Raw genomic sequence first — 24549 nt, 5'->3', positions numbered from 1 at the left:
AGGGAGACTGTCAATATTCTCCTCGTGCTTGAAGGTTTATGAATACGAATAAACAATTGCCAGTTACAGAGCAGGAAAACGAACTCAAAAACCTGAGCTGTCTCTACGAAATAACCAAACATCTCGCCTCGGCCTCCAACCTCCAGGACTGCCTGGAAAAGGTGGTGGCAACCCTGGCGGCGGAAAAGGGTATGGAGAATGGTACAGTGACCATTGTCAACCCGACCACCGGCGAACTGGAGATCGAGGTGGCCCATAACATCACCGCCGAGGCCCGTCGCCGCGGGCGTTACAAGCTGGGGGAGGGGATAACCGGCAAGGTGGTGGCCACCGGCGAACCCATCCTGGTTCCCCAGATAGGCGACGAACCGCTCTTTCTCAACCGGACCAGAACCCGGGGCGATGAACGCAAGAAAAAGGCTTCTTTTCTCTGTGTTCCCATCAAGGTTGACGGCCAGTCCATAGGCGCCCTGTCCATCGACCGGGAGTACCCGGATGGGTTTGGCAGCCAGTCGGAAAATGACCTGCGCTTTCTCACCGTGGTTTCCGGGCTCATTGCCCAGACCGTACAACGGGTACAGAAGGTCAATGAAGAAAAAGAAGCCCTGCGCCAGGAAAATTCCAAATTGCGTCGCGAGCTCTCGGCCCGCAACCGGATCGAAGAAATCATCGGCAATTCATCGCGCATGCAGGAGGTCTTTGATATGGTGCACCGGGTCGCTGATTCCGGCGCCACCGTACTGTTGCGGGGCGAATCGGGTACAGGCAAGACCCTGGTGGCCAAGGCTCTGCACTATAACTCGGGACGCCGCAACGGCCCCTTTGTGGTGGTCAACTGCTCGGCCCTGCCGGAAACACTGTTGGAAAGTGAGCTCTTCGGTCATGAGAAAGGGGCCTTTACCGGGGCAAACTCGCGCAAGAAAGGACGATTTGAGGTGGCCAAGGGGGGTACCCTGTTTTTAGATGAAATCGGCGAAATAAGCCCGGCTGTGCAGGTCAAGCTGCTGGGGGTGATCCAGGAGCGCACCTTTCAGCGTCTCGGGGGTAGCGAGATCCTCAAGGCGGACATCCGGCTGGTGGCGGCCACCAACCGGGATCTGGAAAAAGCGGTCCAGGAAGGTCACTTCCGTGAGGATCTCTACTACCGCCTCAATGTCTTTCCGGTCTATCTCCCGCCCCTGCGGGAACGGCGCACCGATATCCTGCTGCTGGCCGAATACTTTCTCGACAAGTACGCCCGGGAAAATAACAAGGTCATTCGCAGGATTTCCACCTCGGCCATCGACCTGCTCATCCAGTACCACTGGCCGGGCAATGTCCGGGAACTGCAGAACTGCATGGAAAGGGCCGTTCTAATCTGCGACGGCGAGACCATCAAGTCCATCCACCTGCCGCCCACACTCCAGAGTGCGGAGACGGTCAACTCGGACAAACCGCTCTCCCTGGCCACGGCTGTGGAAAATTTTGAGCGTGAGCTGATTATCGACGCCCTGAAGAAATGCAAGGGCAACCAGACTCGGGCAGCCAAATACCTGGACACCAGCCTGCGCATCATCAACTACAAGATCCACAATTACAGGATCGATCCCAAACAGTTCAAGACCAGATAATGGATATCCTGCTGCATGTATGCTGCGGTCCCTGTACCATCTATCCGCTCTCAAGGCTCAGGGAGCAGGGACATGTTGTCGAAGGCTATTTTTTTAACCCGAATATCCATCCCTACCGGGAGTTCAAACGGCGAATCGGTGCCCTTGTGGAACTGGCCGATAAAACCGGGCTACCGGTGGAAATCGACCGCAACTACGGCCTCACAAAATACCTGCGCCAGGTGGTGTTCCATGAACAGCAGCGATGCCAGATCTGTTACGACATGCGCCTGGAACCAACCGTGAAAAGAGCGGCAGAGCAGGGGGCTGACGCATTCACCTCGACCCTGCTCTATTCCCGGTATCAAAACCATGATCTGCTGAAAAAGAAATGCGAGGCCCTGGCTGAAAAATATGGAGTGGCCTTCTATTATGAAGATTTCCGGGAAGGATGGCAGGTAGGCATTGACGGCTCCATAGCCATGGGGTTATACCGGCAGCCATACTGCGGATGTATCTACAGTGAGCAGGAACGGTACGACAAAAAATTGCGTAAAAAGAAACGAAGATAACCACGCAGGAGTCACAACATGGTCAATATCATTGTCCTGGCAACCAACAACCAGAACAAAGTCAGGGAATTTAAGGAATTGCTCAAGGATTTCCCGGTGGAGATAAAATGTCTCAAGGATTACGGGCCACTGCCCGGGGTAGTGGAAGACGGAGCGACCTTTGATGACAATGCATACAAAAAATCATCCCATTACGCCAGGGTACTCGGTCTGCCCTGTCTGGCCGACGATTCTGGCCTGGTGGTTGATGCCCTGGACGGAGCGCCCGGCGTCTATTCCGCCCGCTGGGCCGGGGAAAATGCCACCGACTGGGATAACTGCGAAAAGCTACTCAAGGAAATGGAAGGGAAAAAGGACCGCAGTGCCAGGTTTATGTGTGTGCTGTCCCTGGCCACGCCAGGCGGTCCGGCCTTGACCTGGGAGGCAAGCTGCGAGGGGGAGATAACCACGGAGCGGCGTGGTGAATCGGGTTTTGGTTATGATCCGGTTTTTTTCTATCCGCCACTGGGCAAGACCTTTGCAGAGATTCCCATGGAAGAGAAAAACAAGGTCAGTCACCGGGGCAAAGCCATGGCCGAATTTGCCGCCGAGTTTGACAAGGTTCTGGTCTGGCTGAAGCAGCGTCTCATGGAACAGAAACCGCCCAAACCGGATCACTCGGAATGGGAAAAAGAAGAGTAGGGTAGAGAAAATATCGGGGTGGGTACGAGGCGACGGGCTACTGTGTCGCCCATACTCACCCCATTTCCATTTCTTCCTTGAGACTACGCTTAAAGAGCTCTTCCACCGCCAATTTGCAGTCCTTGCCCTCATACAGTACCTGGTAGGTCTGTTCCAGAATGGGCATTTCCACGCCTAATTCCTTTGCCAGATTAAAGCAGGACTTGGTGGTTTTCACACCTTCAGCCACCATGGTCATTTCGGCCAATGCCTGTGGCAAACTCTTTCCCTGGCCAAGTTTCAAACCAACTGTCCGGTTGCGGCTCAAGCTGCCCGTACAGGTCAAAACCAGATCGCCCAGCCCCCCAAGACCGGAAAAGGTGAGAGGATGAGCGCCCAGTTTGACCCCGAGACGGGTTATTTCAGCCAGGCCGCGGGTTATAAGCGCAGCCCTGGTATTCAGGCCATAGCCCAGTCCGTCGGCGATACCGGCGGCAATGGCAATGACATTTTTCATGGACGCGGAAATCTCCAGCCCGATCACATCGGTGCTGGAATAAACGCGGAAGAATGCAGTGGAAAGCAGATGCTGCACGGATCGGGCTGCATGCTGCTCTTTAAAGGCCACTGTAACCGCTGTGGGTTGACCAGCCGCCACCTCTTCGGCAAAACTCGGTCCCGAAAGAACCCCTAAATAGAGTTTTTTTCCCGTTCCAATCTTTTGCAGTTCATCGGCCATGACTTGAGTCATGGTATGGCGTGTACCGATTTCAATACCTTTGACCGCAGAAACCAGGGACGTATCCTCAACGAGCAGGGGAGCCAGCCGGGCAAAAACGTCTCTATAACCATGGGAAGGCACCACCATGAGCACGCATTGACACCGGCTGACCACTCTAATATCATCTGTTGGCTGTACGTTTTCCGGCAACCTGGCACCGGGCAGGTATTTTTTGTTTTCCCGGTCACGGAGAAGTGCTGCCGCGTGCTCAGAGCGGTGCGACCAGAGATATACCTGTTCGCCCTTGTCTCCGAGCAACTTGGCCAGGGCCGTACCCCAGCTGCCAGCCCCGATTACAGCGGTTTTTTTAATTTTCGCTATCTCCATCGGTCTCGTCCGTTTCATCCACTTCTTCTTCCCGGGCCAGCATGGACATGGCAACAACCTTTTCACCATCATCCAGGTTAATCAGACGCACACCCTGGGTGTTTCGCCCGATAATGCGGATGGTATCCACCGGGATACGGATAACCTTGCCTGAATTGGCAATCAGCATGACCTGATCCGTATCCTCAACCTGAAGCGCGCCAACGACCTTCCCGTTTCGCTCACTGGTCTTGATGGCAAAGACACCCTTGCCACCGCGGTTCTGCAGCTTGTATTCTGAAACAGCCGTCCGTTTACCATACCCGTTTTCCGTCACCGTGAGAATGGACGCCTCACCCTGCAGCACCACCATGCCAACCACTTCGTCGCCTTCGCCAAGGGTGATACCCTTGACCCCGGCTGCGGTCCGGCCCATGGTCCGTACGTCAGATTCATGGAAGCGGATAGACATACCGTTCCTGGTTACCAGGAATATCTCGTCGTTACCGGAAGTAATTGCAGCAGACAGGATCTCGTCATCCTCACGGATGGTCAGCGCTATCTTTCCTTTCCTGAGCGGCCGCTTGAATTCGGCCAGACTGGTTTTCTTGATTCTTCCCTTTCTGGTAACCATGAATACTGTCTGGGATTCACCGGCCTCAGCCAGATTGGACACCGGCAGGATAGCCATGACCTTCTCGCCTTCAGCCAGTTCCAGCAGGTTGACAATGGCTTTTCCCCGGGCGGTGCGTCCAGCCAGCGGCAGCTCATATACCTTGCGCCAGAAAACCTTGCCGTGATTGGTGAAGAAGAGGAAGGTATCAAGCGTGGAGGCAATATAGAGTTTGGTGACAAAATCCTCTTCCAGCGTGGTCATTGCCTTGACCCCTTTACCGCCACGCCGCTGGGCCCGGTACAGGGTAATGGGGTTACGCTTGATGTATCCGGCATGGGATACGGTAACCACCATCTCCTCGGGCGCAATCAGGTCCTCGGGCAGGATCTCATCCGGCGCATCTATTATCTCTGTCCGCCGCTCGTCGCCATATTCTTCGCGAATTTTTTCAAATTCTTCCCGGATTATCTGCATCACCAGGTTATCGTCGGCTAATACCTTTTTGTACCAGGCGATCCTCTCCTGGATCTCTTCGTAATCCTGAATTATCTTATCACGTTCCAGGCCGGTGAGCCGTTGCAGGCGCATATCGAGAATAACCTGGGCCTGCAGCTCTGACAGTTCAAAACGACGAATCAGCTCGGCCTTTGCTTCGGCCGGGCTTGCCGAGGATTTGATGAGCTGTACCACCTCGTCGAGATTGGATATGGCTATCTTGAGGCCTTCCAGCAGATGGGCCTTTTCTTCGGCTTTGCGCAGTTCATAGGCTGTGCGCCGATAGACCACGGTCTTACGGTGGGCTATAAAATGCTCAAGCATCTGCTTGAGATTGAGAATCTCCGGCCTGTTATTGACAATACAGAGCAGGATGATTCCGAAACTCTTCTGCAGCGGAGTCATCTTGTAGAGCTGGTTAATGACGATTTCCGGCATTTCATCTTTTTTAAGTTCGAGCACGATCCGCAGCCCATGGCGGTCGGATTCGTCCCGGACCTCGGATATGGAGGTAATCCTCTTTTCCTTGATCAGCAGGGCGATCTTCTCCACCAGCGAAGCCTTATTCTGCTGATAAGGAATTTCGGTGATGACTATGGATTCGTGACCATTTTTACGCTGTTCCACGTGGGTGCGTGAACGCATGATCACCACGCCGCGTCCGGTCTCGTACGCCTCCCGGATCCCGGCCCGGCCGCAGATAAAACCACCGGTGGGAAAATCCGGACCAGTGATGATTTCCATCAACTGGTGAACCGTGATGTTGGGATCTTCAATCAGGGCGATGAGGCCGTCAATAACCTCGGTCAGATTATGGGGCGGAATCTTGGTGGCCATGCCCACCGCAATACCTTCGGATCCGTTGATCAGGATATTTGGTATCCTGGAAGGTAATACCGACGGCTCCAGAAGTGAATTGTCATAGTTAGGTATAAAGTCAACGGTTTCCTTGTCCAGATCGGCGACTATCTCCTGGTCGAGTTTGGTCATGCGCGCTTCGGTATACCGCATGGCCGCCGGCGCATCCCCGTCCATGGAACCGAAGTTACCCTGACCGTCCACCAGGGGATAGCGCAGGGAGAAGTCCTGGGCCATGCGGACCAGGGTATCATAGACTGCGGTATCGCCGTGGGGATGATACTTACCTATGACATCACCGACGATCCGGGCCGATTTGACAAAGGGCCGGTTATAGGTGACTCCCAGCTCACGCATGGCAAAGAGCGTGCGCCTGTGCACCGGTTTTAGGCCATCGCGTACATCGGGCAGGGCCCGGCCGACAATGACCGACATGGCATAATCCAGGTAGGATTTGCGCAGTTCTTTTTCAATGGCAATGGTTGGGTTCTTTTGTTGATTTTGTTCTATTTCTGTCGTCATATCAGTACGCTAATTACAAATAAAAGATAATATATTCCATCCGCTGCCTCTGAACGGCAATCCTGGACGAAACCCACCGACCCACCAGTCCCATCAGATATCGAGTTCCGATACCTCCAGGGCGTGGTTCTGGATAAATTCGCGCCGTGGTTCCACCTTATCACCCATGAGAGTGGTAAACATGTCGTCGGCCATTTCCGCGTCGTCGATGGTGACCTGGACCAGGGAACGGTTTTCCGGGTTCATGGTGGTCTCCCAGAGCTGTTCGGGATTCATTTCACCCAGACCCTTGTAGCGCTGCAGATGACTGCCCTTGAAGGTCTCCTCCCGTACCATCCGAATCAGATCATGCCAGTTGTCGGCCTGGATCTCCTTTTCTGTCCCTGAAGCCGTGGTACGGATAATGGTAAAGGTACCTCGCAGATAATTCTGGATATGGGGATAGATCTCCAGTCCGTGCCGGTATTCGGCAATCAGGGGGATATTGGGACCAAGAGTGGTCATGGCATGGGAACGGCCGCGAAAGGCCACATCCACCTCATAACAGCTCGGCCGCCAGCGGCAGGAGCGGATATTGCCGATCACCGGGTTGAGCACTTTCAGTTTTTCTACCAGATCTTCAATAAACTGCCGCTCGACGAACTGATCCGCGGAATGGACATTGTTTTCCAGGAGGAAGATGGTCATCTCTTCCTGGATATTAAGCCGTTCCAGGTAGGCGGACAGTCGTTCAAACAGAGAGAGCTGGCGGAGCATGGCCACCATTTTCTCGCCCTCGATCTCCTCGCCGTTTTCCCTCCGGATACGGATGAACTGGCTTGCCTGGTCATAGAGATAATCGTTTAAGGCATCATCATCGAGAAAGTAGAGCTCTTTCTTGCCCCGGCCCAGCCGGTAGAGGGGTGGCTGGCCGATATACACATGGCCGTTTTCGATGAGAGGCAGCATCTGTCGGTAGAAGAAGGTCAGCAGCAGGGTCCGGATATGGGCCCCGTCCACGTCGGCATCGGTCATGATGATGATCTTGTGGTAGCGCAGCTTCTCAATGTCAAATTCGTCCCGGCCAATACCGGTTCCAAGAGCGGCGATGAGATGTTTGATTTCTTCACTGCCCAGTATCTTGTCGAACCGGGCTTTTTCCACGTTCATGATCTTGCCGCGCAGGGGGAGAATAGCCTGGATGGACCGGTCACGGCCCTGTTTGGCCGAGCCGCCGGCCGAATCTCCCTCGACTATAAATATCTCCCGTTTGGCCGGATCCTTGGACTGGCATTCGGCCAGCTTGCCGGCCATCATCACTGACAACCCGCCTTTCTTGCGTGACAGTTCCTTGGCTCGCCGGGCCGCCTCCCGTGCCCGGGCCGCATCCACAGCCTTGGAAAGAATCTTTTTGGCATCGCCTGGATGCTGTTCCAGGTAGGCGCCCAGCTTTTCATTGCAGATAGATTCGACAATGGATTTGACTTCCGAATTGCCGAGCTTGGTCTTGGTCTGGCCCTCGAACTGGGGATTGGGAACCCGGACCGAGACCACACAGGTCAGCCCTTCACGCACGTCATCGCCGCCCATCTTGGCCCGCAGATTCTTGGGCACCGTGTCATCGCTGGCATAGCGGTTGATGCACTTGGTCAGGGCAGCCCGGAACCCGGCCACGTGGGTACCGCCTTCCCTGGTGTTGATGTTATTGACAAAGGAGAAGAGGCGTTCTGAATAACCGTCGAAATACTGGAAACAGATCTCCACCTGGACCTGATCCTTTTCACCGGAAATAAAGATAGGTTCCGGATGGATCGGGGTCCGTTTGCGGTTGAGATGCTCCACATAGGAGACGATCCCGCCCTCGAAGTGAAACTTGTCCTCGGCACCGGACCGTTCATCCTTGAGATAGATGCGGACGCCACGGTTCAAAAAGGCCAGTTCCCGCAGCCGGTTGCGGACAATCTCGTACTTGAAGACCGTGGTCTCGGTAAAGATCTCCGGATCGGGCTTGAAAACGATCTTGGTACCGGTCTTCTCGGATTCACCCACCACTTCGAGATCACTGGTACGCATACCTTTTTCATACGTCTGGCGGTAAATCTTGCCGTTGCGGCGGACCTCGGCCATGGCATGTTCACTAAGGGCATTGACCACCGACACACCCACTCCGTGCAGACCGCCTGAGACCTTGTAGGTGGAGTGGTCGAACTTGCCGCCCGCATGAAGGGTGGTCATGACCAGTTCCAGGGCCGACATGTTTTCCGTGGGATGCATGTCCACCGGAATGCCGCGGCCGTTATCTTCCACCGAAACGGAGTTGTCTTCATGGATGACGACCCGGATCCGGTTGCAGTAGCCTGCCAGGGCCTCGTCAATGGAGTTGTCCACCACCTCGTAGATGAGATGATGCAGTCCCTCCTCCGCCGTATTGCCTATGTACATGGAAGGCCGTTTCCGAACCGCCTCAAGACCGTCAAGAACCTTGATCTGTTCTGCCCCGTAGGACGACTTCTGTTGCTCGTTCATAAAATCCTTTATGTAGTTCCAATGTAAAATACAGGATCCTTGAAAAAATTCTTTTTCAAGTCATCCATTCAATATAAACACGGTACAACTTAATAAAAAAACTGTAACAAATACCTGTTTCAACCGGGGTTACTTCCGGACCAAAATGAGTTTTCCTGTCAAACCCAGAAATCAGGATATCTGCGGCTTCTGGGTATGTTGTTTACCAGCAGGGCGACTGCGAGCATGATAAGCGCCCCCAGTCCTGCCGGCATCAGAGCATAGAGGTAGCCCAGGTTATGGATCTTCTGGCTCCCGATAACCGCAATCAGCGAGGTGGCGCCGCCGGGAGGATGTAGGGTCTTGGTGGCATGCATGACGGCAATAGCCGTGGCAACGGCCAGCGAGGATGCCAGCCACATCTGGGAATGGAACAGCTTATAACAGGTAACGCCAATAATCGCTGATATGATATGGCCGCCAACGAGATTTCTCGGCTGCGCTAAGGGACTTTTAATGGCACCATATATGAGAACTGCAGATGCGCCAAAAGAACCTATAACCATGACAAGATCTGTTTTATCAAGAATATTGTAATGGATAAACGATACTGCAGCAATACCAAGAAAAGCACCTATCCATGACCATAAAATTTCAGAAAAACTAACCATAGGCGGACTTTTCGACGTGGTTTTCATTTTTGAAAAATATTCACTAAATATTTTTTTATCTTTGTTGTTATTCATAACTATATCATTTTTTAAGTTAATTCTCTATACATTACAAAAGCATCAACATATCCGTACTTTGGACTATTGAATGCTCCTGGTACTGTTCCTATTGTCCTAAAACCCAGTTTTTTCCATAACCGTAGGGCAACCACGTTGGTCGACACCACCAGATTGAACTGCATGGCCCGAAAACCGCGCTCCTTCGCCTCACGCAGGGAATGGCTACCCAGAGCTCTGCCCACTCCCTGTCCCCTGGCCTCTGCGGCCACAACATAGCCGCAGTTACAGACATGGGAACCGGGACCGGGATGATTTACCTTCAGATAGTATGTCCCCAGAATCTCGCCTCCGGAACCGGTCATAACAAAGGTCTCTACCGGTACGTCTATCCAGACCCTGCGGGCCTGCTGTTCGGATATATCCGGAGGCAGGGCATAGGTTTCTCCAGCTCGGAAGACCTGCCTGAGCATCGGCCAGACAGACGTCCAGTCCTCTTCCCTGAATGTTCTTATGTTCCGCATAATAACGTCGTGGTTACAGACATTCCACCCGATGTGTTTCCCTGCTAAATGATATGACTTTTTTGCAGAGAACTATCCGGAGCCGGCGCATTCTGAGGGGCCGTACGGATAACAGGGTCCGGTTCTGTTTCAGGGCAGCTGGCAGGTTACAGCTTCATCGGCATGATGATGGACAGAAACCCTTCGTCATCAGGAGACGTTATCAGACAGGGACTTTCATCGGAGCTGATGGCGGCCTGGATAATATCGCCTTCCATGACCTGCAGGGTATCGATAAAGTAGCGGCAGTTGAAACCCAGAAAGAGTGGATCCCCGGCATAGCCTACTTCAAATTCATCCTTGGCTGAGCCGAAATCCGCATTCTGCGAGGTGAGCACCAGGTTATTATCCTGTATTTCCATTTTGATGGCATGGAACATATCCTCGGTAAACAGATTTATTCTCTTGAGTGATTCAAGGAATCGTACTCTGTTGATATTAATAATATTATCCCGGCTGATCACATTGAGAATACCGCGGTAATCGGGAAATTCGCCTTCCATAAGCCGGACGATCAGCAGGGATTCATCACTTTTCAGTACAGCCTGCTTTTCCTCGATCCCCATCTTGAAGGTGGGATTCTCTTCACAGAATTTACGCATCTCCTGCACACCCTTACGTGGAATAAGAGTGACCGGATTGAGGGTCAGACCGTCAAAGGTGGCTCCATCAACCTCCTTGCTCATAATGGTGAGCCGATGTCCATCCGAGGAGATTATTTTCAGGTATTTTTTCCCGTCCACCTCCTCCTTTTCCAGGAGTCCGGCGGTGAGGCTGTACATATTTTCCTTGTCATGGGCTATGGAAAAGATGGTCTTGTCAATCAGATCACCGAGTACATCGCCTTCCATGTCCACCAGTGTCTCTTCATTGAATTCAGGAAAGGCGGGGAATTCATCTGAAACCATGCCGGCCAGTTTATAGCGGGCCGGACCGGCGCTGATTTCCACCCAGTTGTTCTCCTTTTCGACAAAGCTGAGGGTGTCAGAGGCAGATTCTCTGGTTATTTCAAAGAGTTTTTTAGCCGGCAGGGTCAGTACTCCTTCCTCGAACACTTCGGCAGGGACGGTCTGTTTGAGTCCTATTTCCAGGTCGGTGCCGGTGAAGATGATGCGGTTCTGCTCCACCTTGAGCAGAACGTTGGACAAAATGGCCAGCGTACCTTTCTTGCTCGTGATGTTCTGCTGGGCGCCGATGGCCCTGAGGAGATCTGTCCGGGAGATGTTAAAATGAAACGCCATAATAAATTCCTTGATTATATTAAAAACCTTGTTGTTTCTATTAGGGGTGTTAGTTTGTGGATATAGTGTTTAACATGTTAAAATCATTATAAATTTATTTTAACAGCATCGTATGGATACTTTCTTGGCATTTTGTGTATAACCGGTTTTTCCTCTCTTTGTACAAGTTTTCAACATAGGTTTGAACAGGCTGTACACACAATTTTGCACATGTTTTTCCATAATGGGAATATTATAGCAGAAAACACCCTTTTTTACAACTTTTTAACATTTTTAAAAAAATGGAAAATCGACCAGATAGACAACTTACCAGCCTGTTGAAACAGCTGCTTGAACGTGGTGTTGCCGATGGAGTGTTTCCCGGAGCGGCTGCCGGGATTTTCAGGAGATTAACTTCTGGAAATATAAAGGTATTTTCCTGGGCTGGTTCAACGGGATATGGAGAGAGGGAGCAAGAGGTAGATCAGAACACGGTTTTTGATCTGGCCTCGCTGACCAAACCACTGGTTATCACCCTGAGTCTACTCACACTCATCGGCGAACAGAAGACTACCTGGGATACTTTGCTTGGCGACCATCTGGGGGCCAGAATACCGGCTGATAAAAAAGATATACCCCTGAGGTATCTGGTATCCCATTGTTCAGGAATGGCTCCGTATAAACCCTTTTTCAAAGGTTTCAGACCGTACTGCAGCCGGGAGGGGCGAGAAAGGCTGTTGCGCCTGGTTGCCAATGAACCGCTCCTCCATCCTCCAGGACAGGATTTTTGCTACTCTGATCTTGGCTTCATGCTCCTTGGCGAAGTGGTTGAACAGTGCAGTTCCAGCTCCCTGGATAACTTCTTCCGGAAAAGGCTGAGCAGTCCTCTGGGTCTGGAAAGAGTTCTCTTTTTCCGGCCCGGTCCATTCCGAACGGAGGACAGCGGCCGCTTTGCCTCGACAGAAAAATGTCTCTGGCGGGGCAGGGTGCTGCGGGGAGAGGTCCATGACGAGCATTGCTACCTCATGGGTGGGGTCAGTGGGCATGCCGGTCTCTTCGGAACCGTCAGGGGGTGTTGGGGCTATGTATGGCAATTCTGAGTCACTGGTGCGGCCAGGCCAGGGTGTTGCCCTTTGCTCCTGATCTGTTGCGGGAGGCCTTGAGCAGGGCAGGGCAGGAGACTACCTGGTGTCTTGGTTTTGACACCCCGACCCCGGGAGGATCCTCCGGGGGAAGATTCCTTTCACCGGCCAGTGTGGGACACCTGGGCTATACAGGAACCTCCTTCTGGATAGATCCGGAAAAGGAGTCGATTATCGTCCTGCTCACCAACAGGGTGCATCCTTCGAGGAAAAACGAAAAGATCAGGCAGTTCAGACCCTGGTTTCACGACCGGGTCATCACTGCTCTGCAGGAATGTGAGTAGCAGGAATAGGCAGGGGTAAAAAAGGAGGGGATCAGGCCCACTGCCCGGGCCTTTTCATGATCGAAGAATGACACAAAAAAACCCCTGCCGCCTGGACAGAGGTTTTTTCTGCATACAACATCTGTTTCTCTGGTAGATTACCACCAGCAGACGGTTTTATCTGCGGCAAAAATCTTCTGTACCAGGATATCGTAATTGGGATTATCAATATAGAGTTTGAACTCATCGGCGTCCCGGTCGCGGTTGAGGATCTCAACCAGCTTTTTGACATCGTCATTGGGCTCGGACCGGTATACCTGCAGGATCTTCATTTTTGCTTCATCACTCATGGCTGGTCTCCTTTCCTATTCAGCACAGGCTGGCGGCGGTTCGTTGGTTTGCTTGGGCAGGCCGTAGGGAATGATTACATCGGCTTCCCGCATTCTCTCTCCAAGCTCCTCAAGGCTTACTTCCTTGAACTCCACACCCTCGGGCAGGTTTTCAGGAGCAGGGGCACCGCAGGTCAGGACTTCGCCTTCCATATCATAGATCCAGGCGATATTCTCGGACATGTACTCGGACATGGTTGGGAACTCACCATTCATGACAACCGGATAGGCATAATGATTTTCAACCGCAAGACCCAGTCCGGAACGGATGCCGTCGTTGTAGGTCCGGTTGGCAATCAGGATGTATACTTTCAAAGATTCCATTGTTCTCTCCTTACATTACGATGTACTTGCCGCATTCTTCAAGAATGGCGCCATGGAAGGCCTGCGTACGCATCTGCTTGTCGATGAGACCACGGGGAATATCTTTGACCGTGTCATAGCCCTCACAGGTGTAGCTGTCAGCGCAGATTGCAAGATCCTCTACATCGATGAGTTCGGAAAGTTCGACAAATTCAGGGCTCTTGGTCAGATGGATGGATTTGTAGGTAAAAAATACCATAACCTTCTTTCCGGCACGTTTTGCAGCCTTGGTGAGGCCGAGAATATGCCGCATATTCTGCGGAGAGGTAACAAATATACCGAGTTTATTCGGGTCAGCAGCCATTGGCTTTTTCCTCCTTGGGTGAAGTTAACAGCGTAAGGAATCAGCCTTTTTTGATAAAGAAGCTGATGTAGCCGGACTCTTCCTTCTCGCCCAGATACTCGTGGCCCGCACGCTCACACCAGCCAGGTATGTCGTTACGGGAACCTGGATCGGTACCATCGACCTGCAGAATTTCCCCGGACTTCAGTTTGCCGATTTCCTTCTTAGTGCGAAGCAGGGGCATGGGACAGCTCAGGCCCTTGGCATCCAGTACTGCTGCTACCTCCAGTCCATCAGGAGCTACTTTGAAATCACTCATTTGATCCTCCTACCTAAGAAATAATGATGAAAGGGATGAAAACAGGAATGTTTTCATTGAATTGCCGTATGCTGTTCCCCGGAAAGACTGCAGAGATAATACGGCATTGCTTTGTATACAGAAAACCACTTTGTCTGTCAAGTTATAATTGAATCGTGATTCAAAATTGTAATTGGCCTTAACGTATTAATTCCTTTAAAGAAAATTAAATAAAAAAGTGGCTCTTTGCCGCCTGAATGGTCAACGACCTTGACAAATATAGTGGGCAACGGTAAAGAATTACGCGAGGAAGAGAATATTGAGAGGATCTCATGTCGGAAAAACGATGAGCTGAAAGGGGTTTCAGGTTCCCGGAGCGCTTCGGCCTTCATCGGAAATTCAAGGAACAGAGAGGAGGGGAGTTTATGAGTAGCGAGAGCTTGTTTGCTCAGAAAATCAAGCAGTTGTATAAGGTACTCTGTAAGGATGAGTGGAATGCCACCGTCACAGGTATCATTGTCGCCTTTCTGAGTGTCATGATCATGGCCTGGTGGAGGCCCTGGGGTGCGGTTGGCGCCATCCGCAACTGGGGTGACTGGATACTCTACATGGTGGGATGGTATTCGGACACCGACATGCAGGAACTCGTCGGTTTTATTAATGATGAAGGCAGCAGGGTGCTTACCAAGTCCATATGGTACAATTCCGGCTCGGTCATCGGTCTTGGCTTTGTCGGTGGTGCCTTTCTTTCCGCCTGTCTGGGCGGTCAGTTTGCTCTGCGCTTCCCCCCGATACGTGAGCTGGTCAAGGCGGTTATAGCCGGTATCCTGATGGGTATCGGGTCAGCCCTGGCAGGCGGTTGTAATGTAGGTGGCATGTACAATGCCATCGGTAACCTGGCTGCCAACGGTTTTGCCATGTGGCTCGGGCTTGTGCTTGGTGTCGTACTTGGACTGTGGTTGTTGTACAAGGAAATGGAATACATAACCTGGGGATCCGGTGGTGCCAAGACCATTGAATTTCCCATGGCGGTCCAGTTCATCCTCGGTCTCATCGCTCTGGCTGTTCTGGTCTGGGGCGCCTACAACTACACCAGTTTCGACGGAGATGACTACAGCGATTACATCAACTCCCTTTCCGGTATCCTGATCATATCCGCCGGCCTGGGTTATGCCATGCAGCGCGGCCGCTGGTGCATGGTTCAGGGTTTCAGGGAGCCGCATATGACCGGTGACTGTACCCTGGCGAAATCCGTTGCTCTGTCCATTTTTATTGTTGCCGTTGGCGCTGCTGTTCTCAAGTATGGTGTGGCCATGCGTTTTGATGGCGATCCGGTACTCGATCCCGCGAACTATGTCCGCGGCACCTTTGGCTGGGGCGGCGTTGTCGGTGGTTTTATTTTCGGTCTCGGTGCCATGTTTGCCGGTGGTTGCGGTTCCGGAACCCTGTGGCGTGTGGGTGAAGGGCAGATCAAACTGTGGCTGGTGGTACCTTTCTTCGGTATCTCCAACTCCATTATGACCGCCTGGTTCAAGGATATGGATTTCGAGGCCGACGGTGTTCTCGGAAAGTATGTCTACCTGCCCGATGTCATGGGATACGGACCGACCCTGCTTCTTATCGGACTTGTCATGGCCCTGTGGTATGTGGTCGTTACCTGGAACGAGGACAGCAATAAGCTGATCGTACCCATGTGATCGGAATACTGATAACCACTACAAAACGTCAGGATCGCGGTGCCCGGTTTTCCAGGGTACCGCGATTTTTTTTGTCCTCCCACCGGTCAAAAAAAGGTACACTTGGTGGATAAGGAAAAAGGCAGGAGGTATGTCTGTGAACCATACAGGCCCGGATCGACAGACGCTGCGCAGGCAGGTGCTTGAACGGCGCCGTTCCCAGAGCCCGGAGGAACAGGAAGAGAAGAGTCGCCGCATTATGGAAAATCTTCTCAGCCTGCCCGAAACTGACCAGGCAGAAACCATATTTGCCTATGTCAATTTCCGTGACGAGGTCCGGACCACAGGGTTTATCGACCGATGTCTGGCTATGGGCAAGGTGGTGTCCGTACCGCTGACCATTGTCCGGCCGCCGGGACTGCTCGCGGTCCGGATAACCGATCCGGCCGGGGATCTTACGCCCGGTTACTGTGGGATACCGGAACCACTGCCCGAACTGGCAGTCCGCCAGAGTGTGGATCCGGCCGCCATTGATCTGGTCCTGGTGCCTGGTTCGGTTTTTGACAGTCGGGGAGGGCGGCTTGGTTACGGAGGTGGCTTCTATGACCGGTTTCTCTGCCATCAGGCTCCCCGGGCGAAGCGGATAGGGCTTGCCTATGAGCTGCAGGTGGTGGACAGGGTACCGGTGGAACCCCATGATCAACTGATGGACATGGTGGTCACCGAGAAGCGGATTCTTACATGCAGGAGCTAAATCCCATGCGCAAGACAGCAGTTTACCGAGACGATCTCTTTCTGGAACATGAACCCGGCATCAGCCATCCAGAATCACCGGACCGTCTGCGGGTCATCTATGAACAACTGGATCGGGACGAGATCGGCTCCCGTTTCTTCTATCCCGAGTTTGCACCGGCAACAGCCGGGGATATTATCCGCAACCATGATCGGGAGCTCTATGAGCGGGTGGCCGAGACCGCCGGCAGGAGTCACGATTACCTGGACGCCGATACCCAGACCTCGGCCCGTTCCTATGACGCGGCCATGCTGGCCGCCGGAGCGGTGATCGATGGTATCAGGCGGCTACACGACGGCGAGATGGATAATGGTTTCTGCCTGGTTCGTCCGCCGGGCCACCATGCGGAAAAGGACCGCTCCATGGGCTTTTGCCTGTTTAACAACGTGGCGGTTGGTGCCCGCTGGGCCCAGGCCAACCTGGGCCTGGAACGGATATTTATAGTCGACTGGGATCTCCATCACGGCAACGGGACCCAACACAGCTTTTATGAAACCGACAGGGTTCTGTACTGCTCGACCCACCAGTTTCCCTATTATCCCGGCACCGGGGCGGTGATGGAGACTGGCCGGGAGAGTGGCGAGGGATTTACGGTTAACGTCCCCCTGTCGGGAGGACAGGGGGATATGGAGTATGCCCGCATATTCAACGAGCTGATAGCACCGGTGGCCCGGAGGTTCGAGCCGCAGCTTATCCTTGTCTCCTGCGGATTCGATATCTATGATGGCGACCCCCTGGGAGCCATGAAGGTCACCCCGGCCGGTTTTGCCTACCTGACCAGGGTTATGGTCAACCTGGCTGAAAAACTCTGCGAAGGCCGGCTGCTGGTTACCCTGGAGGGAGGTTACAATCTGCGGGGTATGCGGGACGGCGCCCTGGCGGTCCTTGAGGAGCTTTGCGGTGAACAGCTCGGAGCAAAGCCATGGCTTGATCCGACCACGGCCGAGAATCTGTCCAGTTCGGCGGTCCAGCTCGCCTCTCTGGATCAGGCCATGAATGTGACCAGATCATACTGGAAAATATAAGCGGGAGGCCGACCGGTGGTTTTTTTGTTTTGCACCGGGACAAATTTATGCGACACTGCACGTAGCAGGTGTTGAAAGTCGCTACACCTGTTGCAAGTGCGTCACGCTTGGATTCAGGTGAAAAAAAACGTTTTTTTCGAGCAATCATGTTCTCGAACCGGTTCGTGTCTGGATGACGGACTTCGGTTTATCCACACCCCGGAGATGTACCGGTATTCTGATCCTGATGAACTCTTACATGAAGTGACCGACAAAAATGGGTTCCAAAATTCTCATAGCTGATGACGATGATCTTGTCCGTATGGCGGTGGAGAAGATCCTGCTCATGTTCAACCATGAAGTGATAGCCGTTTCATCCGGCCGCGAGGTTCTTGAAAAGGTCAACGACGACTTTGACGTCATTTTGCTCGACATCAATATGCCGGATATGGACGGTTTTGAAACCCTGGAGGGAATCAACAATAAAAAGCTCGATATACCGGTCCTTTTCCTGACCGGGGCCGGTTCCATGGATTATGCGGTCAAGGCCATCAACCTGGGGGCCTATGACTTCATGACCAAACCCATCGAAGACCTGGAACTGTTCCACGTCAAGATCCGCCGGGCCATCGAAAAGCGCAACTATGTCCGCCAGGAAAAAATCTACCGCCAGAGCCTGGAAGAGGAGGTCCGTGACAAGACAAGGGAACTGGCGGAAAAGAATATTCTCCTTGAGAAGTACAGCCATCACCTGGAAAACGCCACCGTCCAGATCATGTCCAGTCTCCAGGCCGCCATGGAAGAGAAGGACGAGTATACGGCCGGGCATACCCGCCGGGTAACCGAATACTCGATGATGCTGGCGGAAAAGATACAGCTCCCCGAGGAGGAGTACGTGATTCTCCGGCGGGCCTCCCAGTTCCATGATATCGGCAAGCTGGTCATCGATCTCTCCTGTATCCAGAAGCCGGGCAGTCTCACGGCCGAGGAATGGGAACTTATCCGCAAGCATCCGGAAGTGGGGGCCAGTATCATCGAACCGCTCACCTTCATGGAGCGGGAACGCCATATCATCAGACACCACCATGAGCGTCTCGACGGCAAGGGCTATCCCGATGGTATAGGTGAAAACGATCTCGATATCCTCACCCGGATCATCACCATTGCCGACAGCTACGATGCCATGACCTCACGCCGAAACTACCGTCGCAATCTCACCCGGGTGGAAGCCGTGGCTGAACTTCGAAACTGTGCCGGAACCCAGTTTGATCCGGAACTGGTCGAAGAGTTTGCCGAGGTTGTCCTTTCTGCCCAGTCGCTGTATAAACAGTAATCTGAATCAGGTGGTATACGACCATCAGTTACCGGGTGCTGTGGCACCTGAAACCCGAGATGTGCTGTTTGATGCCATGAATATAACAAAACAGGAAGTGGAAAAGGTGGCCCGGCTTGCACGGCTGGAGCTGTCCGATGCGGAGATGGAGCGCGTGACCCGGCAACTTGACTCCATCCTTGGCTACGTGGCCAAGCTCGATGAGCTGGATACCGGGAGCGTGGTTCCCACCACCCATACCCAGCAGCTGGTCAACGCCTTTCGCGACGATGAGATCAAGCCCTCCCTGCCCCGGGAAAAGGCCCTGGCCAATGCGCCCCGGGATAATGGCGAGTCCTTTGTCGTACCCAGGATCATCAGTTAGTTGTTTTCAAAAAAAGTTCAATCCGGATAGATTATGGAACTACATGCACTGACTCTGCTCCAGGCCAGGAAACTGCTGGAACAGGGTGATATAACAGCCCTGCAACTCACCGAGGCTCTGCTTGAGCGGATCGATGCGGTGGAGGACCGGGTCAAGGCCTATCTGCATCTGGACCGGGACGGGGCTCTGGCCCGGGCCGCCGAGGCGGACAGCGAACGCAGGGAGGGGAGGGCAGGGGCCCTTTGCGGTCTGCCCCTTTCCATCAAGGATGTGCTCTGCACTGAGGGGTTGCCCACCACCTGCGGCTCCAGGATGCTGGAGAATTTCATTCCGCCCTATGACGCCACCGTAATCAGGCGCCTGAAAGAGGAAGGGGCGGTGCTGCTTGGCAAGGTGGCCATGGATGAGTTCGCCATGGGCTCCACCAGTGAGAACTGCGCCTTCAAGGTCCCGGAGAACCCCTGGAAACCTGGCTATGTGGCTGGAGGGTCCAGTGGTGGATCGGCCGCCTCGGTGGCCGCGGGAGAGTGTCTGGCCTCGCTGGGTTCGGATACCGGCGGCTCCATCCGCCAGCCGGCCTCGCTCTGTTCGGTGGTCGGAATGAAGCCCACCTATGGCCGGGTATCCCGTTTCGGGCTGGTGGCCTTTGCCTCCTCCCTGGACCAGGTCGGTCCCCTGGCCCGGGATGTGGCCGATTGCGCCCTGCTGATGAACGTGATCAGCGGCTACGACCCCCGGGACTCCACCTCGGTCAACCGTCCGGTACCCGACTATACCGCCAGTCTCAAGGATGGACTCGGGGGAATCCGGATCGGTGTGCCGGTGGAATATTTCGGCGCAGGGCTGGACCCTGAGGTGGAAAAGACGGTCCGGGCCGGTATCGACATGCTCCGGGAGGCCGGGGCTGAGATCGTCGAGGTCTCGCTGCCCCATACCCAGTACTGTGTGGCTGTCTACTACCTGATCGCCCCGGCCGAGGCCAGCTCCAACCTGGCCCGCTTCGACGGGGTCCGGTACGGCTACCGCAACATGGAGGCGGATTCCCTCATCGATATGTACTGCCGCAGCCGTTCCGAAGGATTCGGCGATGAAGTCAAGCGCCGCATTCTGATCGGAACCTACGCCCTCTCGGCCGGCTACTATGATGCCTATTACAAAAAGGCCTCCCAGGTCAGAACACTGATCATGGAGGATTACCAGAAAGTCTTTTCCAGCTGCGACCTGGTGGTTTCACCGGTTACCCCGACACCGGCCTGGAAGATTGGCTATAAGAGCGATGATCCTCTGGCCCACTACCTCTCGGATATTTTGACCATCTCCGCCAATCTGGCCGGAGTTCCCGGGATCTCGGTCCCGGCGGGATTTTCCAGCGACGGATTACCCATCGGTATCCAGATGCAGGCGGCCCATTTCAACGAGGAAGTACTGCTCCGGGCGGCCTGGAACCTGGAACAGCGGGCCGGAGTCAGGGAGAAAAAGCCACAGTTATAGACCTGTCAATCAATGGTATTGGCTTGACAGATCATATCAACACGAAGGACACGAAGTTATTTTTTCTTCGTGTCCTTCGTGGTTTATCCGAAAATCGCCACAACCTTAAGTAATTGCAGGTTGATTTTCATGGGTCGAAGTCTTCACTATCTGTTGTGGCTGGACCAGTGCCGAAACCCGGAGTCTCCCTTCGGTCGCTTACCTGGTCCAGTTATGCTGGTTAGAAACAAGCTGATTAAATTGCCGGGGATCTTTGCAATGCCCTGCTGCCTTTCAATCTTGAAAAACGATTTTGCATGAAACTCCACGTCGCAGATAATATTAAAGCCATCGTTCCCTATCCCCCCGGAAAGCCCCTGGACGAGCTGGAACGGGAATATGGGATAACCGATTCCATCAAGCTGGCCTCCAACGAAAACCCCTGGGGCCCTTCACCCCTGGCCGTGGAGGCGATCCAGGGCTGCCTCACCGGACTGCACCGCTATCCCGACGGGTCCAGCTATTACCTGACCAGGGCCGTGGCCGACTGGGTGGGTTGCGCGCCGGAAGAGATCGTTCTTGGCAACGGCTCCAACGAGGTGATTGAGTTCCTGGTCAAGGCCTTTGTCCAGGCCGGGGACGAGGTGATCACCAGTCATCCCTCATTTCTCATGTACCAGAAGTTTGTCCAGGTTCGGGGCGGGGAGAACACGGTCATACCCCTGCGGGACATGACCCATGATCTGGAGACCATAAGCCGGGCAGTGTCGGAGCGTACCCGGCTCATCTTTCTCGATAACCCCAACAATCCCTGCGGCACGTTGATTTCCCCGGAACGTTTTGAAGATTTTCTCCGCAGCCTGCCCGAGACCGTGATAGTGGTCCTGGACGAGGCCTACGTGGATTTTGTCGATCCCGCCGAGCGGATAGACGTCCTTTCCCGTATCCGAAAGCCCGATGGTATCCCGGCAGTGGTGGCGCTTAGGACCTTCAGCAAGGCCTTTGGCCTGGCCGGGCTGCGGGTGGGATTCGGGATAATGCACCGGGACATTGCCGAGTTGCTCCACCGGGTCCGCCAGCCGTTCAATATCAACCTGCCCGGACAGGTGGGGGCCCTGGCCGCCCTCAAGGACACGGCCCATTACGAAAAAACTCTGAACGGGACCAGGGAGGGACGGCAATGGCTCAGTGAGCAGGTGGAGGAGCTCGGCTGTCGGGCCTACCCCTCGCATACCAATTTTTTTCTCATCGATGTGCGCGGTGATGCGACCGTTCTCTACGAGTCCATGCTTCGCCAGGGGGTAATTGTCCGTTCCATGAAGGCCTACGGTTTTCCTGATTTCATCCGTATCACCGTGGGTACCGAGGCGGAAAACCACCGTTTTGTCGCTGCACTGGCCAAATCTCTCAAGGAGCTTGGCTATGTCGCAGGCTGAGCGGAAACTGGAGGTCGTCACCATCGACGGCCCTTCCGGGGTCGGCAAATCCACGGTCAGTCGCCTGCTGGCCTCCCGACTGGGCTACACCTACCTCGACACCGGCGCCATGTATCGGGCCGTGGCCCTGGCCTGCAAGCGGGCCGGGGTGGATGTCCGGGACGAAGAACCGGTGGCCCGGTTACTCGATACCCTGGATATCCAGCTCCTGCCTCCGGACGAAGAGGACGGGGATGTGCGGGTTCTGATCAACGGCGAAGAACTGGGGCTGGAACTGCGCAGCCCGGAAACCGGGATGCTGGCCTCGACGGTTTCGGCCCTGCGGCCGGTACGGGACAGACTGACCCGCATGCAGCAGGAGATCGGCCGCCAGGGAAAGGTTGTCGCCGAAGGACGGGATACCGGGACCGTAGTCTTTCCCGATGCGGCCTGGAAGTTCTTTCTTGATGCCAGCCCCGAAGAGCGGGCCAGGCGGCGTATCGGTCAGCTCAGAGCCCGGGGGGTGGAGGTCGATGAAAAGGAGATCCTTGAACAGATAATCCAGCGGGACCGCGACGACCGGGAACGGCCCATAGCGCCCCTGAAACCGGCCCCTGATGCGGTGGTGATCGATTCCTCGACCATGGATGCCGGGAAGGTGGTGGAAACTATGCTGGCCCATATCCGCCGGTCAGTACCGGGGCAGGTCTGAGCTCCCCTTCGCCCGTACCACCGCGTCTGGCGGTGTCTGTTGTGCCCTGTCTGAACCGTTTCCGGTTCCTCACTCCCTGTTTCAAAAAATGCGGCCAGCCCCTATGGCTGGCCGCTCCCCAAGAAGGAAAAGGAGAGGTGGACTCGCTGGCAAGACGCATCCACATCCCTATTGACCAAGCAGCGACATCGCTGCCCGGCCAATCACTGTGCCAGGGGCCAGGCCAAGACCTATAACCCCAAGCAGTGCCAACCCGAGTACGGCTGAGATACCCGGAGAATAGCTGAGTTCGAGTGTCCCCTGCGGGTCACTCATGTACATGTAACGCACCACCCGCAGGTAATAGTAGGCCGAGATGGTGCTGAAGATGACGGCGCCTATGACCGTCCCGGTGTAGCCGGCGCCCAGCGCCGCCTTGATGAGATAGAACTTGCCGATGAATCCTGCCATGGGCGGAATACCGGTGAGAGAAAACATGAAGATGAGCATCAGCATGGCGGCCAGGGGATTGCTCCTGGCAAGACCCCGGTAATCGTCGAGCGATTCCCGCCGGTTATCCTTGCCGGCCAGCAGGACCAGGATGGCAAAGGCGCCCATGTTCATGAAGCCGTAGATGAGCAGGTAATTCATGGTAGCGGACAGACCCTCCGGGGTACCGGCCAGGACTCCGAGCAGGGCGTAACCGGCATGGGCAATGGCCGAGTAGGCCAGCATCCGCTTGATCGAGGTCTGGGACAGGGCTGTGATATTTCCCACTGCCATGGTCAGCAGGGCGAGAAAGGCGAGCAGGGTACCCCACTGGCCGTGCAGTTCCGGAAAACCCTGGACGAGGACCCGGCCGAAGACGGCAAACCCGGCCGCCTTGGGTCCCACCGACATGAAGGCGGTCACCGTCGTCGGGGCCCCCTCGTACACATCCGGGGTCCAGAAATGGAATGGGGCCACTGCGGTCTTGAAACAGAAGCCGACGATCAGCAGACCAAGGGCGCCGAGAAGGACCGGATTGGCGATCAGGCCGGTATCGTTGATATAGCTGGCGATTCCCGTGATACTGGTGGTTCCGGTCAACCCGTAGAGCAGGGACATACCGTAGAGCAGGATCGCCGAGGCAAAGCCGCCCATGAGAAAATATTTCACCGCTGCCTCGCTGGCCCGCTGGTCCCCCTTGAGCATACCCACCAGGCAGTAGACCGACAGGGCCATCAGCTCCAGTCCCAGATAGAGGACCATCAGGTCGCCGGCCGAGGCCATGATCATCATGCCCACGGCGGAAAAAACCATCAGGCTGTAGTACTCGCCCTGGTGAAGGCCCTGGACCCGGTTATGGTGCTCGCTCATCAGGGCGGTCATGATCAGCCCCATCAGGCAGATTACCTTGAAAAAAACGCCATAGGAGTCAGTGAGAAACATCCCGCCAAAGCCGCTGGTGTACCGCTCTCCCAGCACCATGCCCAGCACAGTGAGGCTGCCGAGAATGGTCAGCCAGGGCAGAAGCTCCCGCTGTTTCCTGAAAAACAGGTCCATGAAGACCAGCCCGATTCCGACCCCCACCAGCAGCATTTCCGGCAGGACCGGTTCAAAAGCAGCCCAGGTGACAACTGTTTGCGTCATGATACGTTATTCCTCAGCCAGTAAAAAAAGTTTCTAACA

The 24549-nt window shown here is 54.4% G+C and carries 24 protein-coding genes; 13 read left to right on the top strand and 11 right to left on the bottom strand.

The features are described 5' to 3' along the window. Positions 1 to 38: 38 nt before the first annotated feature. Genes GF1_RS15325 through GF1_RS15315 form a run of 3 tightly spaced genes read left to right on the top strand, consistent with a single transcriptional unit; the run spans position 39 to position 2842 of the window. On the top strand, positions 39 to 1610 hold the full coding sequence (locus tag GF1_RS15325) for a sigma 54-interacting transcriptional regulator (protein ID WP_267927428.1): 1572 nt from the start codon (positions 39 to 41) through the stop codon (positions 1608 to 1610). After that, positions 1610 to 2161, top strand: coding sequence for an epoxyqueuosine reductase QueH (locus GF1_RS15320; RefSeq protein ID WP_267927427.1), 552 nt, complete (start codon positions 1610 to 1612; stop codon positions 2159 to 2161). Before GF1_RS15325 ends, GF1_RS15320 begins: the two co-directional genes overlap by 1 nt. Before the next feature lie 18 nt (positions 2162 to 2179). Beyond that, positions 2180 to 2842 (top strand): XTP/dITP diphosphatase, encoded by a 663-nt coding sequence (locus GF1_RS15315; protein ID WP_267927426.1) that lies wholly within the window; start codon positions 2180 to 2182, stop codon positions 2840 to 2842. Positions 2843 to 2897: 55 nt separating this feature from the next. Here GF1_RS15315 and GF1_RS15310 read toward each other — a convergent pair whose 3' ends face one another. The 6 genes from GF1_RS15310 to dnaN form a co-directional block, all read right to left on the bottom strand. Continuing rightward, entirely contained in the window at positions 2898 to 3929 is a 1032-nt protein-coding gene (locus GF1_RS15310) for an NAD(P)H-dependent glycerol-3-phosphate dehydrogenase (RefSeq protein ID WP_267927425.1), read from the bottom strand. Next, the gene (gyrA, locus tag GF1_RS15305) at positions 3910 to 6399 is read right to left on the bottom strand and encodes a DNA gyrase subunit A (protein WP_267927424.1); all 2490 of its coding nucleotides are present in this window, start codon (positions 6397 to 6399) and stop codon (positions 3910 to 3912) included. The genes GF1_RS15310 and gyrA overlap by 20 nt, the downstream gene beginning before the upstream one ends. A 93-nt stretch (positions 6400 to 6492) precedes the next feature. Beyond that, positions 6493 to 8904, bottom strand: a complete 2412-nt coding sequence (gene gyrB / locus GF1_RS15300) for a DNA topoisomerase (ATP-hydrolyzing) subunit B (protein WP_267927423.1) — start codon at positions 8902 to 8904, stop codon at positions 6493 to 6495. Between the two features lie 158 nt (positions 8905 to 9062). Continuing rightward, positions 9063 to 9629 carry an HPP family protein gene (locus tag GF1_RS15295; protein WP_267927422.1) on the bottom strand — a complete coding sequence of 189 codons (567 nt, stop codon included), beginning with the start codon at positions 9627 to 9629 and terminating at the stop codon, positions 9063 to 9065. Positions 9630 to 9643: 14 nt separating this feature from the next. Further along, complete coding sequence (locus tag GF1_RS15290; protein ID WP_267927421.1) at positions 9644 to 10135, bottom strand: GNAT family N-acetyltransferase; 492 nt, start codon at positions 10133 to 10135, stop codon at positions 9644 to 9646. Between the two features lie 146 nt (positions 10136 to 10281). Continuing rightward, positions 10282 to 11415: a DNA polymerase III subunit beta gene (dnaN, locus tag GF1_RS15285; protein WP_267927420.1), complete on the bottom strand. Its 1134-nt coding sequence runs from the start codon at positions 11413 to 11415 to the stop codon at positions 10282 to 10284. Positions 11416 to 11696: 281 nt separating this feature from the next. Here dnaN and GF1_RS15280 point away from each other — a divergent pair, with 281 nt between their 5' ends. Both GF1_RS15280 and GF1_RS15275 read left to right on the top strand, forming a co-directional pair. Then, positions 11697 to 12494 (top strand): serine hydrolase domain-containing protein, encoded by a 798-nt coding sequence (locus tag GF1_RS15280; RefSeq protein WP_267927419.1) that lies wholly within the window; start codon positions 11697 to 11699, stop codon positions 12492 to 12494. After that, positions 12482 to 12820 (top strand): serine hydrolase, encoded by a 339-nt coding sequence (locus GF1_RS15275; RefSeq protein ID WP_267927418.1) that lies wholly within the window; start codon positions 12482 to 12484, stop codon positions 12818 to 12820. The genes GF1_RS15280 and GF1_RS15275 overlap by 13 nt, the downstream gene beginning before the upstream one ends. A 137-nt stretch (positions 12821 to 12957) precedes the next feature. On the opposite strand, the gene GF1_RS15270 is transcribed toward GF1_RS15275, so the two are convergent. The 4 genes from GF1_RS15270 to GF1_RS15255 form a co-directional block, all read right to left on the bottom strand. Next, entirely contained in the window at positions 12958 to 13149 is a 192-nt protein-coding gene (locus GF1_RS15270) for a hypothetical protein (protein ID WP_267927417.1), read from the bottom strand. A 15-nt stretch (positions 13150 to 13164) separates the two neighbouring features. Continuing rightward, positions 13165 to 13512, bottom strand: coding sequence for a hypothetical protein (locus tag GF1_RS15265; RefSeq protein WP_267927416.1), 348 nt, complete (start codon positions 13510 to 13512; stop codon positions 13165 to 13167). Between the two features lie 10 nt (positions 13513 to 13522). Further along, entirely contained in the window at positions 13523 to 13750 is a 228-nt protein-coding gene (locus GF1_RS15260; RefSeq protein ID WP_267927415.1) for a hypothetical protein, read from the bottom strand. A 145-nt stretch (positions 13751 to 13895) separates the two neighbouring features. Further along, a complete protein-coding gene (locus GF1_RS15255; protein WP_267927414.1) occupies positions 13896 to 14153 on the bottom strand; it encodes a sulfurtransferase TusA family protein in 258 nt (85 codons plus the stop codon). A 404-nt stretch (positions 14154 to 14557) separates the two neighbouring features. On the opposite strand from GF1_RS15255, the gene GF1_RS15250 reads away from it, so the two are divergent. The 8 genes from GF1_RS15250 to cmk all read left to right on the top strand — a co-directional run bounded on the left by GF1_RS15250 (position 14558) and on the right by cmk (position 22899). Beyond that, the gene (locus tag GF1_RS15250; RefSeq protein WP_267927413.1) at positions 14558 to 15829 is read left to right on the top strand and encodes a YeeE/YedE thiosulfate transporter family protein; all 1272 of its coding nucleotides are present in this window, start codon (positions 14558 to 14560) and stop codon (positions 15827 to 15829) included. Between the two features lie 136 nt (positions 15830 to 15965). Then, on the top strand, positions 15966 to 16562 hold the full coding sequence (locus GF1_RS15245) for a 5-formyltetrahydrofolate cyclo-ligase (RefSeq protein ID WP_267927412.1): 597 nt from the start codon (positions 15966 to 15968) through the stop codon (positions 16560 to 16562). A gap of 5 nt (positions 16563 to 16567) precedes the next feature. After that, positions 16568 to 17626, top strand: coding sequence for a histone deacetylase family protein (locus tag GF1_RS15240; protein ID WP_267927411.1), 1059 nt, complete (start codon positions 16568 to 16570; stop codon positions 17624 to 17626). 256 nt (positions 17627 to 17882) lie between these two features. Beyond that, positions 17883 to 18938, top strand: a complete 1056-nt coding sequence (locus GF1_RS15235; RefSeq protein ID WP_267927410.1) for a response regulator — start codon at positions 17883 to 17885, stop codon at positions 18936 to 18938. 76 nt (positions 18939 to 19014) lie between these two features. Further along, positions 19015 to 19302 (top strand): Asp-tRNA(Asn)/Glu-tRNA(Gln) amidotransferase subunit GatC, encoded by a 288-nt coding sequence (gene gatC / locus GF1_RS15230; protein WP_267927409.1) that lies wholly within the window; start codon positions 19015 to 19017, stop codon positions 19300 to 19302. A gap of 33 nt (positions 19303 to 19335) precedes the next feature. Beyond that, a complete protein-coding gene (gatA, locus tag GF1_RS15225) occupies positions 19336 to 20793 on the top strand; it encodes an Asp-tRNA(Asn)/Glu-tRNA(Gln) amidotransferase subunit GatA (RefSeq protein WP_267927408.1) in 1458 nt (485 codons plus the stop codon). 296 nt (positions 20794 to 21089) lie between these two features. Further along, positions 21090 to 22208 (top strand): histidinol-phosphate transaminase, encoded by a 1119-nt coding sequence (gene hisC / locus GF1_RS15220; RefSeq protein ID WP_267927407.1) that lies wholly within the window; start codon positions 21090 to 21092, stop codon positions 22206 to 22208. Further along, positions 22195 to 22899 (top strand): (d)CMP kinase, encoded by a 705-nt coding sequence (gene cmk / locus GF1_RS15215; protein ID WP_267927406.1) that lies wholly within the window; start codon positions 22195 to 22197, stop codon positions 22897 to 22899. The genes hisC and cmk overlap by 14 nt, the downstream gene beginning before the upstream one ends. 168 nt (positions 22900 to 23067) lie before the next feature. Here the strand turns inward: cmk and GF1_RS15210 are convergent, their stop codons facing one another. Continuing rightward, positions 23068 to 24510 carry an NADH-quinone oxidoreductase subunit N gene (locus GF1_RS15210; protein ID WP_267927405.1) on the bottom strand — a complete coding sequence of 481 codons (1443 nt, stop codon included), beginning with the start codon at positions 24508 to 24510 and terminating at the stop codon, positions 23068 to 23070. Positions 24511 to 24549: the final 39 nt, after the last annotated feature.

Origin of the sequence: Desulfolithobacter dissulfuricans (assembly GCF_025998535.1) — a bacterium.
Classification (GTDB): domain Bacteria; phylum Desulfobacterota; class Desulfobulbia; order Desulfobulbales; family Desulfobulbaceae; genus Desulfolithobacter; species Desulfolithobacter dissulfuricans.
This window is presented reverse-complemented; position numbering and strand designations above follow the sequence as displayed.